The following is a 14,769-nucleotide window of genomic DNA, read 5'->3' on the forward strand; positions in this document are numbered from 1 at the left end:
AATATAGCGGATCACAGATATCATAGATAAAACTCCAGTCTACATATCTATCAAGTTTTCTTACCAGGTGGTCCTCTGGGACCAGGTCATCAAGCAGTGCACAGATCATGTACTGTTGCTTCTGTTCAGTCTTATTCTTAGCCATGCCACATCAGCTCCTTCATGCATATATTATACCATATATGAAGTATCATCTTGATATTTCTATTCTCCATACAAAAAAGACTGTCCACAATCATTTGATTGTCAACAGTCTGTAAAGGGTGGACATTTGTCCACCCTTTAATGTGTTGTTAGATTTTGTGTTGCATATTCCTGATATAGATCTAATAGATTGCCCCAGGCTTTTGTGAGCATGGTATTGTAGGCAGTGATGAATTGGGCCTGATCAGGTGGTAATTTCTCAATAACCTGATCCGATGACATCAAAACATCTTTCACCATCTCAATACTCTCCCACAGCTTTTCACTCTCTTCAAATGTCATATTTTCTCTCCTGATACCATCTTACCATATCAGCACACAGTCACAAAGCTTATTCTAAATTAAGTCGCTTTTCTAAGAAATACCAAGTCACAAACCAATAGATTGCAGCTACAATACCAAAGCCAACAATCATGATAAGCAAACCAAAGCCAAAAGGATTGGCAACACCATCCATATCAAATGGACGATTCAATAAAGCAAAGATATAGTGACTTGCATAGCCTGTCATACCTAAGATTGTCATAATAACGGCTTCAGCAATCTGGAATCCCCCATAAGCAAGAATACTGCCAATAATACGATGTTCATTCCATTGTGAGCCAATAGCCATTGCTGCATAGATACGAATAATCATTAAAGATATGATGACAATCAAGACAACAATACCAAGAATGATATTGATTATCATTGTAGGGGTAACTTGACTTAAGGTATGTGCTATTTCTTCAAATGTTGGTGTGACGATCGTTACTGGATCTTCACCACTAAGACCAATCATTGCAAATGCAAGAGCACTTGCTGAAATAATGAAAGCTAAGACACTAAAGATAATCCAGATGACATTGGAAATCACTTTAGCACTAATCAGCTTATTTGTTGAAACAGGCAAAGAAAACATCAGATAGCCTTCACGCCCCAGCAGGTTCTTATAGAAGCTATTGATAAGTAACACAATGGTCATCACCCCAACAGCGACAAGAATAACGCCATAGACAATAGGCATGAATGCCATCAAATATTCATCAAGCACATTATTCATGACAGCTGATAAACTTAAGCCTGTAATAACTGAAGTTGCGATTAACAAGCCATAGAGTGGCAATAAGATTCTGCCAAACATCTTCATTTCATATTTCAATAACTTCCCTAACATTTAAATACCTCCCTGAAATATTCATCAACACTCATTCCTGTCTTTTCTCTAAGTTCATCGGCATTCTCATGAAGCACAACTTCCCCTTCTTTTAAGAAGACCACTTCATCAAGAATGGACTCAACATCATTAATAAGATGTGTTGAGATAAGAACAACCGCATTTTCATTATAGTGCGATACAATCGTATGAAGAATATAATCTCTAGCTGCTGGATCAACCCCAGCAATAGGTTCATCAAGTAAATAGATTCTCGCCTGTCTGCTCATTGTGAGAATAAGCTGAACCTTTTCACGATTACCTTTAGAAAGCTTTTTGATGGTTTTCGTACAATCAATATGTAAGTTCTCCAGCATTTCTCTCGCAATCTTTTCATCAAAGTCTTCATAGAAATCTTTATACATCTTGATTAAGTCGTTGACTTTCATCCAGTCCGGTAAGAAATCACGATCAGGTAAATAAGAGACAAAGCTCTTTGTCTTCGCTCCTGGTGCTAATTCGTTGAGTATAATTAGCCCACTTGTTGGTACAAGCAAGTGCTCTAATAGCTTAATCAGCGTAGTCTTACCACTGCCATTAGGCCCAAGCAAGCCGACAATACGCCCTGCTTCTAAAGACAAATTCACTTGTTTTAAAGAAACTGTACTTCCATAGTTCTTACTAACATCCTTACATTCAATAAGTGCCATTTACTTCTCCTCCTTATCTTCCCCATAATTCTTCACAGCAGCAATAATCTCCTGCTTATCCATTCCCATCTTTTCAAGATTATGAAATAATTCAGCGATATATTGTTCACTCATAGCCTTTCTTAATTCCTTCATCACATTCTCATCCTCACTTACAAATCTACCTGCTGTTCTTTGTGTATAAAGCAAACCTTCTTGTTCTAATTGTGTTAAGGCACGTTGCATTGTATTGGGATTCACACCAGCATCAACTGCCATTTCTCTAACTGGAGGGATTTTACTGCCGGCAGTCAATTCCCCACTAGCAATCATCCCTTTAATCTGAGCAATGATCTGGAGATAAATAGGAATACCATTCTTAAATTCCCATTTCATATTTTCACTTCCTTTGTATTACCTTCTTAGTACAATAACACAATATCACGAGACTCATCTTGTGTCAATGCATTAATACAATAATTCAAGAAGAAAAAAAGAGCACCGAAGTGCTCATTGTTCATCCGTCTTTACGACATAACATTGTTTCTTATTGAAGGATATGCCATAGCCTACTGCATGTGCATATTTCTTAAATCTCTTCTCTCCGAAATAATTGCGATCCGTGATTTGTTTTGCGCCATCTACTGCATCTTCAATCAGGTCATCATCGCTTAGCGAATGCTTGCATTCAATAATGACTACAGTACCAAGTATCGAGTCAGGCAAGATGCACAAGTCAAACCTGCCATCTCCCGCCTCTCTGTTGGAGATGACTTCATGATCATTCAGCAGTCCTACTAAGAATCCATGGTAGAAGCTTTCCTGGTTGTCATAGTAGCTGATGCTTCTCATTAATATGTCATTAAGTATCTCATTCACGCTTGCTTCATTTCCTGAAATGAGTTCCTGATAGAGTGTGTTCTTTCTTGCACTTGCATAGTCCCTGAAGTAGCTCATGAAGGACTGCCGATAGATCTCGTAGACTTCCCTGTTTGGGATGACGAGTTCATACCGGTGATCACCCAGGTCATTGATTGCCTTGAGATAGCCTGTAAGCAGTAGGAAGCTGTAGATGTTGTTGATGTTGTCCATCTCACGGTACGTCAGCTCCGCCTTGATGTCCTTTATGATGGACTGACCGTTCATGAGCTGCTCAAACTCGTTTCTTAGCCTTCTGTCACCACTCTGGATATACTGCATGACAATACTATTGCTGCTCGTATTAGCCCAGAAGGATACCGGCCTGAAGGAGACATCCCTTATCCTGTACTTCACATAGCTTAGGGTGCTCCATGGATTATAGATCTCAAGATCTCCAAACCTGTATCCATCATACCATTCCCTGACCTCATTCATGCTCTGAGATAACTGATAGTCAGATAAGAGCTGCTCAACCTCTTTGGTGGTGAAGCCAAAACACTCATTGGCGATATTGTCAAGGATTGAATAGGATGAGAAGTTATTGAGGCCTGTAAAAATGCTTTCCTTGGATATTCTTAGACAGCCTGTCATGATGCCTTTCTCTAGTGCATCATTGGTCTTGAGAGATGACGAGAATACGCTTCTTAGAAAATCAACCATCTTATCATAATAATCATTCTGGTAAGCTGCCTGCATAGGAACGTCATATTCATCTATCAGGATGATGACTTTCTCGTGGTAATGTGCGAACATTGCCTGAGATATTATGCGCAATGATGTACTCAGGTCCTCTATGGAAGCAGTCTCGCTATGCAAGCTGTTAAGCTTATTCTTTGTGATATCTGTGAGATGATCAGATTCTAATAGTTCTAAGTTTTTTTCTAATAATTCATAGATGATATTTGAAAATGCATTCAGTTGTCGCTCATATGATAAGTTTGTCATTTCTTTCAACGAGAGAAAGATAACAGGATACTGGTTCTGATGCTTCATTGCTTCGCTGTTATGTGAGATGTTCAGGCCATCAAAGAGATAGCTATTCTCTTTCTCCTTGTTGGAGAAGAAATAGTAAAGCATCGACATGTTCAGTGTCTTGCCAAAGCGTCTAGGGCGTGTGTAGAGAACAACTTGTTCATTAAGGACTTCTGAGATGAAGTTTGTCTTGTCTATATAGTAGGCATTCTTATCAATCAGCGTCTTGAAGTTCTCTATTCCAGTTGGTATCAGCTTCATTCTGTCACTTCCTTTCACTATCTAGGTTGATTCCTCTTGTCATATTATATCCTATATCCATTTTTATTGCATTATGGGAAAAGTTTTATATTCATTTATATCATTCGCGCCAAAGAAAAAAGGATGGAATAATCCATCCCTTAGCATATTAATATGTAGATTTAACCATACCACCATCAACATTAAGTGCAACACCATTAATATAATGAGCCGGTTCAGAACTTAAGAAGACGGCTGCATTTGCGATTTCTTCTGGCTTTGCATAACGTCCAAATGGAATATTTGTCTTGGCATACCATTTAATAGCTTCTTCTTTTTCCATGCCTGTTGCTTCTGAAAGCTGATCACCCAACTGACCCTTAGCACGCCATAATGGTGTATCTACTGGACCAGGGCATACTGCGTTGACATTGACATTAAATGGAGCACAATAATTTGCATAGTCCTTAGATATCATGATATCTGCAGCTTTAATAGAATCATAGCTCAATAAGCCACCTGGCTGTTTACCAAACATGGATGCCATGTTGACAACAGAGCCCCAGCCATTTTCTTTGAAATATGGAATACAAAGTTGAATAAAACGAACAGGTGCATAAAGCATTAATTCAGAATGTTTTCTAAAGACATCTTCAGGGAATGTTGCTAAATCCATAATCTTAGCTGTACCAGCATTATTAACCAATACATCAATACGTCCATATTCTTTATGAACATGATCAACAAATGTCTTACAAGATTCAGCATTTGTGACATCTACCTTTTCTATATACACCTTGGTATCCTTCAATTCATCCTTAAGTGCCTTCAAGCCATCATAGTTAATATCAGCCAATGCCAGGTTAGCACCTTCTTTTGCATAAGCCTCTGCTGTTGCTTTACCAATACCACTTGCAGCACCAGTGACAATAACTGTACGACCTTCCAAACCTAATTCCATAAAAATCCGCCTCCAATTTACTTTTATGTTACCATCGGTATAGTCTTCTTCATTGGAGTTGTTAAGTTATATGACTTATTATTTGAATAGATTTCATAGAGATATGATAGATATTATGTAAATACACAACATCTATCACATTAACAGCAACTTCACTAAGCTGGCTAAAAAGCTATGGGAAACATTCTCATAGCTTTTAGACATATATATCCTTTTTTACAAATATGATACAGCTTAATACACAAAGTATTATTGCAACAGCAAGCAAAAGAAAGCTTGAGGATAATCCATGAGCTTTGTTTGTAATGATGCCATTGGCATCAAAGAGCGTAAAAAATGTAAAGTATTTTGCGTCTTCAGCCTTTCCTCCAACATTCGCAAGCATTTGTAGAACATACATGAAGATAGGAATACCTGCGCCAAATCCAAGGGAATATTTTGTATCCTGGAAAATACATGAAAAGAAAAAGCATATTGAGGCAATAAAGTAATGCAGAAATAATAAGCCTAGATTCAGTTTTAATAATGCCATTGTATCTAAGCTATGTGGGAATTGATGTCTAGCATAAATGAGTTCTAATACTGTTGTATAGCCTATTAATAGACTTACTGCCAACAATAAGACAGCCAATTGTGTTATGACAATTGTCTTACGCTTATGTCCACCTGTAAGCAGTAAAGCCATTGTGCCATTATCCGTATATTTCGCAATCAAGTTATTTGCTCTTAAAATAGAAAATAAGATCGGAAACAACAACAATATAAAACCATATAAATATGAAACCATAAATCCCAATAGTGTATGAGTCCCTGTATTCATGCCTACAGATGCCATTAAATCAGGCATCATCTTACTAAATGAATCCAAAGTCTTCATCATTTGGGGATCATACATATTTATAATAATGACAATATACATCGTCATAACAGCTCCTAGAATTAATAAAAGCTTAATGCTTCGTTTTAATTCATAGAAAAAAAGCGTGCGATTGAACATAGAATCATCTCCCATCATATTTGTTTATTAACAGCATATGTTATAGCTAATAATGCCAATATATTTATTGAGGCAATAAGCACAGAATTCCATTCCATCGCCAAGAGTTTCAAAAACCGCAATAAGACAACAAGTACTAATAAGACAATACCAACACGTACACAATACTTCCCACAAAGCAATTGAGCCTTTTTCCAGTTTTCTTTGTTTTCCATAGAACGTGTTGTTCTCATGCCGGAATACTGACTGATATCTCCATTAGCGATTTTCTTCCACCAAGGATAAGAGAAAATCATAAACAAAGGAATGCTGTAATCAATAATCATAAAGAAATATTTCATCATTGATCTCCTTGATAGTAGTCCATAAAGATATGTTCAAGACTGGATGTAGAAGTCACATGTACTTTATTCCCCTCAGCAATACCATCAAAGTCCCTAGCAAATGCTTCAGCTTCTTGGTTAGAAGATAATGTAACAGTGTATTGATGCATATGTCTCTTACGTAATATTTCAATTGAATCTACCGTAACCATCTTTCCTTGACGTATAATACCAACACGATCACAAGTACGTTCAACTTCTTCAAAGATATGACTTGAAAGTAGTATTGTTTTACCTTTTTCTTTCTCTTTGGCGATAAGTTCAATAAAGTGTTTTTGCATAAGTGGGTCCAACCCACTAGTAGGTTCATCGAGAATAAGAATATCAGGATTATGCATGAAGGCTGAAACAATGCCTAGCTTCTGTTTCATACCTTTGCTCATTTTCTTGATTTTACCTTGAGGATTGAGTTCAAAGAGTTCAATGAGTTCTTGTTGTCTTCTCATATCAACATGACCACGATATTTAGTCATAAAGCCAAGGAATTCATGACCAGTCATATCATCAAAGAAAGCCATCTCACCAGGAATATAGCCTAGATGCTTATTAATATAAGCACTCTCTTTCCAGCAATCATGACCATTAATCGTACAAGTGCCTGACTGATTCTTAATGAAGCCTACTAAATGCCTTATTGTCGTTGTCTTACCTGCACCATTTGGGCCTAGAAAGCCAAACACTTCTCCTCTATTCACATCAAACGAGATATCAAAGACACCTTTGCCATGCCCATAGTCTCTTGTAAGATGCTTGATTTCAATAACACCCATATGATCACATCCTTTACCCTTTATCTATAACTATCATATCTATTTTCTAAGCAAAGAAAAAGCACCTGTTATACAAACAAGTACTTTTGTCACTTATTCACTTAAATGATCAACTGCATATTGAGCTTCAGCTGGTTCGAATTGTTCTCCATAAGCCGATACGAGCTGATCATAAATAGCTTTCTTAGACATATTCATATCACTTTGATAAGTTTTAGCCTTTTCTAATGCATTTGCATTCCAGTCTGCTTTTACATGATCAATTGCATATTGAGCTGCATCAGCCGGGAACTGTTCACCATATTCAGAAGTTAACTGTTTATAAATGCCTTTCTTAGACATATGCATGTTATCTGAATAGCTTTTAGCTTTATGTAATGCATTAAGATATTCTATCGATGGCTTTTTGCCTTTTGAATAGGTAATTGTAAGTGAAGAGCCTTGTTTAACTGATGTATCAGCTTTAACACTTTGACTCACATAACCGCCTTCAGCAACACTATCAGAATAATCATCAACAAGCTTGTAGTTCATTTTATTATCCTGACACCATTTTTCAACGTCAGCTCTTGCCATCTTAGAAAAATCAACAACTTTGACTTTTACACTCTTTTCGGCAGTTTTTGGCGCAGTCTCCTTTGTTTTTGACTTGTCGTCGCCACCCATACTTGAAAAAGCAATGACAACAACGACTACAATAAGCCAGAACCACCATTTCTTAAATAATGGTTTCTTTTGTTTTAGTTGATCTAGGTCTTTATTCTTTGATTTCATCTTCATATTCCTCCCATTTTCTCAAAAAATACATAATCCCATAGAAATATTATATCAAGATGAAACAATTGATTGTAGAGACATATTTGTCTCATAAAGAACATATTAATGCTTTAAATGATAGATATAGCCACCATAAACTGGTTCATGTTTTGCCACTTCTATATGTATATGAGGTAAATAAGATTGAATGGCATCCATATAGTATTGGCTATGTGATAAGCCTCCAGTAATAACGACAGGCAGGTCATCTGTTTGCGCACTAGTAATCAGTTTTGCCGCATTGCTTGCAGAAGTTTTAATAATTTCTAAACATTCTTCAGGATGATCCAAGGCTATTCTTGCTGCCTTCGCAATTAGTGTTCGCTTAACAATACCATGATCAACAACTTTTGTGATAAGTTCATTTGGCGTATTGAGCTCATATAGTTCAGTGACTGAATCAATGATGATACCTTTTCTCTTTCGTCCATCTGCTTCCAAGGCAAATGTTTTAAGTACATTTTGTCCAAGTTCATATCCAGAACCTTCATCACCCAAGACAAATCCCCAACCACCAATTTGCGTTGTTTTTGCGCTCTCTTTGCGAAAGGCAACACTGCCCGTACCAAGAATCACAGTAATACCATCGTGTCCTAACAATGTACTATACATGGCCATTTCTGTATCTGGAATAATGTGGTAGGGATGATTGCCGCATGCCTTAGCTACAAGCCAATCAATTTTATCTTTTAAGCTTTGGGAACGGCCATAGCCTGCAAAACCAAAGACAATAGGTGCATTGTCATCTAGAATACATGCCTGAATATTATTAATAATGGTCTCATCATCATTTTGCATGGGATGACAGCTGCCCACAACAACTTCGTTAAGTACATCTCCATTTTCATTATATAGAACAGCTTTTGACTTTGTTCCTCCTACATCAACACTAATGACCATAACTACATCTTTGTGAATTCAAACTTCTGCCATGGCTTGATGACATCGATTAAGAATTCTTCTTCCTTTCTCATGTGACCAACAACATTTGTCTTACCACTATTCATCATATCTTTTTTCGCAATCTGTACTTCACCTGCATAATGTCCATACTCAGAACTTTCAACAAGAATATCACCTCGATGAATATATTCTGGAGCATTGATAATTGGGAAATTCTCACCACGATATTTTACACGTGTCAATGTTGAACGAATAATATTTTCATTGATATCTCCCCTGTTCATTTGAAGTTCTCCAAAAAGAACCTTTTCAAAGATTTCAGGTAGTTCATTTATTACAGAAATAGAGAGATTAAGTACTTGTAAGTTAACTTTATTTAATGCTTGTAGTTCTTTTTTTGAAGGATAACAATTGGCTATAACAATATCATCAATATTGCCCATCGATACATAATGCTTAACCTGGATATCTAATGGAAGATGACGATGCATTTCAAGCGTACAAAGTCCTTCCTTTACTGGCCATGGTCCAAAACTATCTTTTTCCTGTGAACCAACAAATGCTGCTGTTTTAAGGCCATATTGTTTAAATCTCTTTGTGGTGTTATAGAAGTGTTCGTATGTTAATCCTGTGTAGGGATGAGGATAGAAATTATGACAACCTTGTAAATGATAGATATCTGGCTGATAATCCATAATTGTATCAAGTGTATGAGTGTTATTTGACATATTGATTTCAATAATGAGATGTTGAGGATTATAAGTCATTAGTGATTCTTCCATACCTGTAAAGCCCTGATCAAGGCGTATGCCATCTGCCTCTATTTCTTTAAAGAAAGATAAATCTTGATATGAAATACCTAGCTTACTAAAGACTGCAGGTGAAATATCTAAGATAACTTCATAGCCTAGTTGATGGGCATAATGATTCATTTCATAGAATTCTTTCTTAATAGCTTCTGGTTCTTTTGTTGCTGATAGCAAACAAGAAAAGATTCTTGATGCACCTATCTTCTGTGCATCTTTTAGATAGTTTTTAATATGTTCTAGATTGTCTTTTTCGGGATAAATAGAAAGACCTAATCTTCTCATAATACTTACTTCCTTTCATTAATAGACTTAAAGCGGATCACAGTGATCCGCTATGAGATAATATTAAGCATTTGCTTCGTTCTTTTCTTCTTCAACAAGTAATTCATTATCCCACATTTTAAAGAAAGGATAATAGATGACTATGCTCAATGCAATTAAAAGAATACTCAGAATAATTGCACGCCAGTCAGCACCTGTGGCAAGATAAGCACCAATAGGTCCTGGTAATGTCCATGGGGCATTGACGGATACACGATTAACAAGTCCAGCTGCAGTTGCTCCATAAGCAATAACTGCATTAAGGATTGGGCTGATAATAAATGGAATCATAAGCGTTGGATTAAGAACAATTGGTGTACCAAAGATAATTGGTTCATTGATATTGAAGATACATGGTAATAATGCCGTCTTACCAAGACTCTTAGCATAGCTTGAACGAGATCTAAAAGCCATCAAGATTGCTAGACCAATTGTACAGCCTGCTCCACCAATCCAGATAAACCACTGATAGAATGGTTCAGGAGCAATATTAGGTAGAGCCTGTCCGTTTGACATAGCTGTTGTATTAGCTTCAAGAAGGATTAACCATACTGGACGTGCAAGAGAACCAACGATTGAAGCACCGTGAATACCAAAGCACCAGAAGAAAGTTGTTAAGAAGACAATAAGAATAACGCTTCCTAATGAATCACTTGCTGAAACAAGAGGGGTAATAAGTTTTCCAATAAAACCATGCCAATCAAAACCAAGCCAGAAAGTAATGCCACCAATGACTAAGATCACAACTGCTGCTGGAGTTAAGTTTTCAAAACTTTTAGCAACTGCTGGTGGTACAGCATCAGGCATCTTGATTTTTAAGTTCTTGGCATCCATGAAATGATATATTTCCACGGCAATAATAGCAGTAATAATACCAACGAACATACCTGCTGAACCAAGTTTTGCCATTGGTAATGCCCAGCCCTGTAACTCTGCACCTTTAGCTGTAATATTGACAGGAACAATTGTAAGCAGGTAGGCTGTTTCAGCAAGAATAGAACCTGATAAGCCATCCAAGCCATAAGATTCAGCTAGTGAATGACCAATTCCAAATACTGCATACAATGTCATGATGAACATTGTCATACGATAAGGTAATACAATATTCGCCGCATTAGCAGTTAAGAATTTTGATATTCCCCAAGATGCAGGAAGTGGTGGATTAGCAACAATCAAAAAGAATGAGCCAACGATAATTAAAGGTAATGTTGCAATAATACCATCACGTACAGCTAAGAGATGGCGCTCACTGCCAAGCTTCGTCATTGGTCCTGAAAGCTTTGCATTGAGTAAGTTTGCAAATTTCTCAAACATAATATTTCCTCCCATTTATGTTTATGAGCTTTGTAAGCCCTTTGATAATCTTATTATAACAGTATGTAATATTATTTCAATACATAATTTATATTCTTGTAATGTTATTTCATATTAGAGTAAAAAAATAAGAACACTAAAAGACAATCCAAAAATAATACCCATATTCCTATAAAAGCCTAAACAAATTCCACGCTTAGTATCAATAAAATAACGGGCAATCCCAGTTAATAACGCTAGCGAAATACTTAATGTAAGCGTAAGGGCTATTTTATTTGCAGGAAACAAATAAAGATCAAGTAACGTGAAAAGTAATAAGCCTCCCTGAATAAAGATAGCACTCTTATAGAAAAAACGAGGTATCGCATATTGTGTTTTTGTCGTTATAGTAAAAGGATTTTGTTTCTTTGTCATTTAAAGACCTCCTTTGTTGAAGGGGTAATTGTACCTAAGATCATTTTTCTTTTTGCCCCTGTTGCGCTGATCATATTGGCATAATGGTGATGTAATGTTTCGTTACCAAGAATCACAAAAGCAATGGCTTCTTTCGCATTAGAAGAATAGCCTATCTCTTCTTGTGTCAAGACACGTACATGAGGAAGCTGTGATTGGAGACGTTCAAGTAATGTCCTATTAAAAGCACCACCACCTGCAACAATAAGTTCATCACAGCCATTTGTGAATGTCTTGATGTTATAGGCAATACTATCTGCTGTGAAATAAGTTAATGTTGTGATGAAATCATCAGCTGGTATTTTATAGCGTTCAAATAAAACATGGGCTAATTGTTTACCAAAGAGTTCTCTGCCTGTACTTTTTGGTGGAACCATATGAATATACTCCATGTGCATAAGTTCCTGATATAGAGCTTCACAAAGCCTTCCTCTTTTTGCATGCTTGCCATCACAATCATACTCTTGTCCATAGAAGTATCGCATTGCTTCATCAATGAGCATATTACCCGGTCCTGTATCAAAAGCGTATACATCTTCCTCTAAGCATCCCTTTTTAAGATAAGTAATATTAGAAATCCCCCCAATATTTAAAAGTATGCGATCAAGATGATCATCCCGATACAACAAATAATCCGCATAAGGCACGAGTGGCGCACCCTGGCCTTCTGCTGCCATATCCATCGCCCGAAAGTTCGCAATCACCTGAAAACCTGTCTTATAAGCAATAAGAGCTGGTTCACCTATTTGTAATGTACTTTTATGGTAATTCTTAGTATCTTCAGGAATATGATAAATAGTCTGTCCATGTGAGGCGATATAATCAATAGATGTAATATTTCTTTCATCCATAAAGTTCTTTGTGCATTGACCAAACCAAGAACCTAGTTCAAAATTCAATGAACAAATATCCTGGACATGTCCACCATCAGTTTGACAACAATATTGAATTTTTTCTTTTAGATGATGAGGCATTTTCACTTCACGATAATCAAGTAATTTCACTTTGGTATCCGTATAGTTACCCTGAATATCACAATAAGCAATATCGAGACCATCCAAGCTTGTTCCCGACATCAGTCCTATTGCTTTCATAACTTGTTTGCCTCATTAATAGCTTCATGCACATTGCCCCCATTATGTGAAAGCAGATTCTTAGCATCATCATAGCTAATCTTACCAACACCCATAATCACCGCAATCTTGACATCATTATGACTCTCCTCAAGTAATCGCTTTGCTTGTTGGTGATTGCAGTGTACACATTTTTCAACTATACCAATAGCTCGTTGTTCAAGTTTTTCATTTGTTGGCTGTACATCAACCATGAGATTCTCATAAACCTTTCCGTAACGAATCATGCAACCTGTTGAAATCATATTACAGATCATCTTTTCAGCACTACCAGCCTTCATACGTGTAGATCCGGTAATGACTTCAGGACCAGTAATAACTTCAATAGGTGTAGAAGCATATTGACTAATGACAGCATTTGTAACACAGGCTACTGAAGCACTATAAGCACCTACTTCATTCGCGTAGCTCAGCCCACCGGCAACATAAGGCGTTCTTCCGCTTGCTGCTAAGCCGACAACTGTATCATTTTCGTTAAGATCCAGTGCTTTTAAATCATCTTTGCCTTGATTTTCATTATCTTCAGCCCCCTCCTGGGATCTAAACATGGCCTGATAACCACCAGCAATAAGGCCTACAACAAGATCATTTGATACACCATACGTAGGTGGGCATTCAGAAGCATCAAGAATACCAATACGACCACTCGTACCAGCACCCATATAAATAAGACGTCCACCCTTTTTCATACGAGCACTACATTCATCAATAACTTCAGCAATTTTATCTAGTTGCAAAGCAATTGCATCAGCTACTTTATGATCTTCAGCATTAATCTTTTCAACAATCTCCAACGTACTCACCCGATCAATATCCATTGTATGGATATTGCGTTGTTCCGTTTCAATACGCTCTAAATCCATCAAGATAACCTCCCTGTCCATTTTCTCGTTTTCATAAGCGTTTCTTTATGCTCATCGAGATGTCGAGAGAAAAGTGTGAGATATACGATATCTGTAATCATTAAGGAAGCATCCCTGCTCGCAATAGCACCAGCACGTAAAGAATCTTCCTGTACTGGCAAGAAGAAATTAATATCACTCAAAGCTCTTAGAGATGTATTGCCCAAATGAGAAATACCAATAACTGTTGCACCTTGTTCTTTCGCAACCTTAACACTTTCTAGCACTGAAGCTGTTTCACCTGAATAACTAATCGCAATAACAGCATCACCCTCTCTTATTCCTGCAAGAGAAGCAAGCTGAATATGAGCATCAGTATTAAATATAGCCCGATAGCCAATACGATTAAGCTTGTGATAAAGGTCCATACATACATTACCACTACCACCTATCCCAATAAGATAGATACAGCTTGCCTTTTCAAGTATATCTGCACTTTGACTAACAACTTCTTCATCAATGAGTTCTTCAGTTCTTTGTAAGTTGCCTAAGCGATGGGAATATGTAGCTTTAATAAGGTCTGAAGGCTTCTCATCTTGTTCCAGTTCTTTTGTAAGATCAGGAATCTCTTCTTTTTTAGTAACTAATAAATCAACTTTTAATTGAGACAATCCACTATAGCCTAACGTTCTTGCGAAACGAATGATTGTTGGAGCACTTGTATGACAAACTTCTGCCATTTGTTTAGCTGAATAACTTGCAAGCTGTTCACCATGATCTAAGAAATAATCTGCAATTTTCTTCTCGCTTTCTGTTAAAGCACTATAAGAATCACGAATTCTATCATTTACACTCATCTTCACTTTCCTCCTTCTATTTTATTATATTTCACGTTTTTGTGAAATG

18 protein-coding genes are annotated in these 14,769 nt (G+C 36.9%); all 18 read right to left on the reverse strand.

Going from position 1 to position 14,769, the window contains the following annotated elements:
• Nucleotides 1-145 (reverse strand): transposase (locus T529_RS13860; protein WP_476661777.1); only part of this gene is annotated, 145 nt, incomplete at its 3' end.
• A 137-nt stretch (nt 146-282) separates the two neighbouring features.
• Nucleotides 283-486: a hypothetical protein gene (locus tag T529_RS0101990; RefSeq protein WP_033161947.1), complete on the reverse strand. Its 204-nt coding sequence runs from the start codon at nt 484-486 to the stop codon at nt 283-285.
• A 49-nt stretch (nt 487-535) separates the two neighbouring features.
• On the reverse strand, nt 536-1,360 hold the full coding sequence (locus T529_RS0101995; protein WP_033161948.1) for a hypothetical protein: 825 nt from the start codon (nt 1,358-1,360) through the stop codon (nt 536-538).
• Entirely contained in the window at nt 1,354-2,049 is a 696-nt protein-coding gene (locus T529_RS0102000) for an ABC transporter ATP-binding protein (protein WP_033161949.1), read from the reverse strand. The genes T529_RS0101995 and T529_RS0102000 overlap by 7 nt, the downstream gene beginning before the upstream one ends.
• The gene (locus T529_RS0102005) at nt 2,050-2,424 is read right to left on the reverse strand and encodes a GntR family transcriptional regulator (protein ID WP_033161950.1); all 375 of its coding nucleotides are present in this window, start codon (nt 2,422-2,424) and stop codon (nt 2,050-2,052) included.
• A 114-nt stretch (nt 2,425-2,538) separates the two neighbouring features.
• On the reverse strand, nt 2,539-4,182 hold the full coding sequence (locus tag T529_RS0102010) for an AAA family ATPase (RefSeq protein WP_033161951.1): 1,644 nt from the start codon (nt 4,180-4,182) through the stop codon (nt 2,539-2,541).
• A 148-nt stretch (nt 4,183-4,330) separates the two neighbouring features.
• Nucleotides 4,331-5,122: an SDR family NAD(P)-dependent oxidoreductase gene (locus T529_RS0102015; protein WP_081823034.1), complete on the reverse strand. Its 792-nt coding sequence runs from the start codon at nt 5,120-5,122 to the stop codon at nt 4,331-4,333.
• A gap of 196 nt (nt 5,123-5,318) precedes the next feature.
• Nucleotides 5,319-6,119, reverse strand: a complete 801-nt coding sequence (locus T529_RS0102020; protein ID WP_033161952.1) for an ABC transporter permease subunit — start codon at nt 6,117-6,119, stop codon at nt 5,319-5,321.
• A 14-nt stretch (nt 6,120-6,133) separates the two neighbouring features.
• Complete coding sequence (locus tag T529_RS0102025) at nt 6,134-6,460, reverse strand: SdpI family protein (RefSeq protein ID WP_033161953.1); 327 nt, start codon at nt 6,458-6,460, stop codon at nt 6,134-6,136.
• Entirely contained in the window at nt 6,460-7,272 is an 813-nt protein-coding gene (locus tag T529_RS0102030; RefSeq protein WP_033161954.1) for an ABC transporter ATP-binding protein, read from the reverse strand. Before T529_RS0102030 ends, T529_RS0102025 begins: the two co-directional genes overlap by 1 nt.
• 93 nt (nt 7,273-7,365) lie before the next feature.
• Entirely contained in the window at nt 7,366-8,046 is a 681-nt protein-coding gene (locus T529_RS0102035; RefSeq protein ID WP_033161955.1) for an Ltp family lipoprotein, read from the reverse strand.
• A 105-nt stretch (nt 8,047-8,151) separates the two neighbouring features.
• Entirely contained in the window at nt 8,152-8,988 is an 837-nt protein-coding gene (locus T529_RS0102040; protein ID WP_033161956.1) for an N-acetylglucosamine kinase, read from the reverse strand.
• A gap of 2 nt (nt 8,989-8,990) precedes the next feature.
• Nucleotides 8,991-10,082 (reverse strand): DUF871 domain-containing protein, encoded by a 1,092-nt coding sequence (locus T529_RS0102045; protein ID WP_033161957.1) that lies wholly within the window; start codon nt 10,080-10,082, stop codon nt 8,991-8,993.
• Between the two features lie 63 nt (nt 10,083-10,145).
• Nucleotides 10,146-11,435, reverse strand: a complete 1,290-nt coding sequence (locus tag T529_RS0102050) for a PTS sugar transporter subunit IIC (RefSeq protein ID WP_033161958.1) — start codon at nt 11,433-11,435, stop codon at nt 10,146-10,148.
• Nucleotides 11,436-11,549: 114 nt separating this feature from the next.
• Nucleotides 11,550-11,849 (reverse strand): hypothetical protein, encoded by a 300-nt coding sequence (locus T529_RS0102055; RefSeq protein ID WP_033161959.1) that lies wholly within the window; start codon nt 11,847-11,849, stop codon nt 11,550-11,552.
• Nucleotides 11,846-12,982 carry an anhydro-N-acetylmuramic acid kinase AnmK gene (gene anmK, locus T529_RS0102060; protein ID WP_033161960.1) on the reverse strand — a complete coding sequence of 379 codons (1,137 nt, stop codon included), beginning with the start codon at nt 12,980-12,982 and terminating at the stop codon, nt 11,846-11,848. The genes T529_RS0102055 and anmK overlap by 4 nt, the downstream gene beginning before the upstream one ends.
• The gene (gene murQ, locus T529_RS0102065; protein WP_033161961.1) at nt 12,979-13,884 is read right to left on the reverse strand and encodes an N-acetylmuramic acid 6-phosphate etherase; all 906 of its coding nucleotides are present in this window, start codon (nt 13,882-13,884) and stop codon (nt 12,979-12,981) included. Before murQ ends, anmK begins: the two co-directional genes overlap by 4 nt.
• Entirely contained in the window at nt 13,884-14,720 is an 837-nt protein-coding gene (locus tag T529_RS0102070; RefSeq protein WP_033161962.1) for a MurR/RpiR family transcriptional regulator, read from the reverse strand. The genes murQ and T529_RS0102070 overlap by 1 nt, the downstream gene beginning before the upstream one ends.
• Nucleotides 14,721-14,769: the final 49 nt, after the last annotated feature.

The sequence above is a fragment of the Sharpea azabuensis DSM 18934 genome, assembly GCF_000702165.1.
In the GTDB taxonomy this organism is placed as follows: Bacteria; Bacillota_I; Bacilli_A; order Erysipelotrichales; family Coprobacillaceae; genus Sharpea; species Sharpea azabuensis.